A 2,885-nucleotide genomic window follows, 5' to 3' on the forward strand; every position below is an offset into this window, starting at 1 on the left:
CGGCAGCTCGGTCAGGGTAGCTGCAGTTTCCAGCGGTAAGGGTTAACGGAGGTTTTATGCTATCAAAATTCTTTCTTGAACGCCCTGTTTTTGCCTGGGTAATTGCCATTATGATAATGGTTTTAGGCGGTTTGGCTGTTTATACTCTGCCTGTCGCGCAATATCCGCCTATTGCTCCGCCGTCAATCCGCATAAGCTCTCTTTATACCGGCGCCTCGGCAGAGACTGTGGAGAATAGCGTAACCCAGATCATTGAGCAGCAAATGACCGGCCTGGACAGGATGCTCTATATGTCCAGCTCAAGCGATTCCTCCGGTATGTCGGCTATTGAATTGACCTTTGCTCCGGGGACTGACCCGGATATTGCCTGGTCTAAAGTGCAAAACAAGCTTCAACTGGCTATGCCGCGCCTGCCGGATTCAGTGCAGCGCAGGGGTGTTTCAGTGCAAAAGTCTACTCATAATTATCTTATAATTGTGGGATTGGTCTCCGAAGACGGCAGCATGAACGAAATTGATCTGCGCGATTATATGATCAGTGTTATCCAGCCGGTCCTGGCGCGCGTGCCCGGAGTCGGCGAAGCCGAGGGTATGGGCAGCGAATACGCTATGCGTGTCTGGTTTGACCCTAAGAAGCTGACGAGCTTCGGATTGACCGTGGAAGATGTTGCCCAGGCGTTAAAGAATTACAATATTGAGGTTTCCGGAGGCCAGTTCGGAGGCGCTCCGGCAGTAAGCGGCCAGCGTTTGAATGCTTCCATTATAGTGCAAAGCCTGCTTAAGACTCCCGAGGAGTTTTCCAATGTCCCTGTGCGCATCAATCCTGATGGTTCGGTCATCCGGATTAAAGATGTGGGCCGCACAGAATTAGGCAGCGACCAGGCGGATATAAAGGTTTACTTCAATAAGGGCCAGCCAGCGGCAGCCCTGGCTATCCGCCAGGAACCCGGGGCTAATTCGCTGAATACGGTAGATGCAATCAAAGCGAAGATGAAAGAGTTAAGCCGTTATTTTCCTCAAGGGATGAAAGTAAATTATCCCTATGATACTACGCCTTTTACCCGCGTAGCTATCAAAGAGGTAGTTAAGACCCTGGCTGCGGCAATCGTGCTGGTTTTTCTGGTTATGTATGTATTTATGGGGAATATAAGGGCGACGCTTATCCCGACGATTGCCGTGCCCGTAGTTTTGTTGGGGACTTTCGCCGCGCTGGGGCTCTTTGGTTTTTCCATTAACATGTTGACGATGTTCGCCATGGTCCTGGCTATCGGTTTACTCGTAGATGACGCGATCGTCGTAGTCGAAAACGTAGAGCGCCTGATGCGGGAAGAGGGTCTCTCTCCGCGGGAGGCTGCCGCTAAATCCATGGAACAGATCACTCCCGCGCTGATCGGTATCGGGTTGGTCCTCTCGGCGGTCTTTGGGCCGATGGCGTTTTTCGCAGGTTCCACCGGTATTATTTACCGCCAGTTTTCTGTCACCATCATTGCTTCCATGCTTCTGTCGGTAGTTGTAGCCTTAATCCTGACTCCGGTCCTTTGCGCGACGTTCCTGAAACCGGTAGCCAAAGGCCATCAGCCTGCCGAAGGAGGGATCTGGCTGCTGCGGCCGTTCTTTAGCTGGTTTGACCGGAATTTTTTCCGGGTCCGCGACTTATATGTGCGTTTGGTAGGCCATTCTTTTAATAAGAGCGCGCGTTATATCTTTTTCTATTTTATAATCGTGGCAGCAATGTTATTCCTGCTTATCCGGATGCCTACGGGTTATCTGCCGGATGAGGACCAGGGAGTTTTAATTATTATGGGCAATTTACCTTCGGGTTCTACCCTGGAACAATCGGAAGCGGTAATGGAAAAGGTCAGGCAATATTTTATAGATAATGAAAAAGAAGCAGTTGAATCTATTTTAACTGCTTCCGGGATGAACCAGGCCGGCCGCGGACAGAATACCGGTTTGGCTTTTATCAAGCTTAAGGACTGGGATCTGCGCAAGAAGGCGGAGCTAAAGGCAGACGCGATAGCCGACCGGGCCATGAAGAAATTTATGTCTTATAAAGAGGCGCTGGTTTTTGTTTTTTCTCCCCCGGCAATCATTGAATTAGGCAGCGCTAAAGGTTTTGATTTCCAGCTGCAGGATCGCGGCGGCGCAGGGCACGGGAAGCTGATGGAAGCCCGGAATAAGCTCCTGGAGATGGCGTATAATGACCCGCGCTTAACCCGCGTGCGGGCAAACGGCCTGGAAGATGTGGCTCAATATAAGATTGATATAGATTGGGAGAAGGCCGGGAGCCTGGGTGTTTCGATTGCTGCTATTCAGGATGCGATTTCTACTGCTTTTGGCAGCAGCTATGTGAATGATTTTATTAAAGACGGCCGGATCAAGCACGTAGACATCCAGGCGGATGCTCCTTACCGTATGCTGCCCGAAGACCTGAAGCATCTTTATGTGCGTAACTCCCAGGGAAAGATGGTCCCTTATTCTTCGTTTGCCTCCGGCCACTGGATTTTCGGGTCTCCGAAATTAGAGCGTTACAATGCTTTCCCTTCTATTAATATCCTAGGCGAAGCAGCTAAGGGAAAAAGTTCAGGAGAAGCAATGAAGACTATGGAGCAGATTGCTGCTAAGCTTCCCCGGGAGTTTGGTTATGATTGGACCGGGCTTTCTTACCAGGAACGCCAGGCCGGAGCACAGACAGGCCCGCTTTATGTTTTTTCTATTCTGATCATCTTTTTGTGCGTGGCAGCGCTATATGAAAGCTGGAGTATCCCGATGGTTAATCTGTTAATGCTTCCGCTGGGCGTTTTCGGAGCGACGCTGGCAACGAGTTTACGCGGCATGCCTAATGACGTCTACTTCCAGATCGGGTTCTTGACTACCTTAGGGTTA

The 2,885-nt window shown here is 50.4% G+C and carries 1 protein-coding gene; it reads left to right on the forward strand.

The annotated features are described in order from the left end of the window. Positions 1-56: 56 nt before the first annotated feature. Positions 57-2,885 (forward strand): efflux RND transporter permease subunit (locus WC359_15175; GenBank protein MFA5401792.1); only part of this gene is annotated, 2,829 nt, incomplete at its 3' end.

It is taken from the genome of Dehalococcoidia bacterium (genome assembly GCA_041653995.1).
Taxonomy (GTDB): Bacteria; Chloroflexota; Dehalococcoidia; order GIF9; family UBA5629; genus CAIMUM01.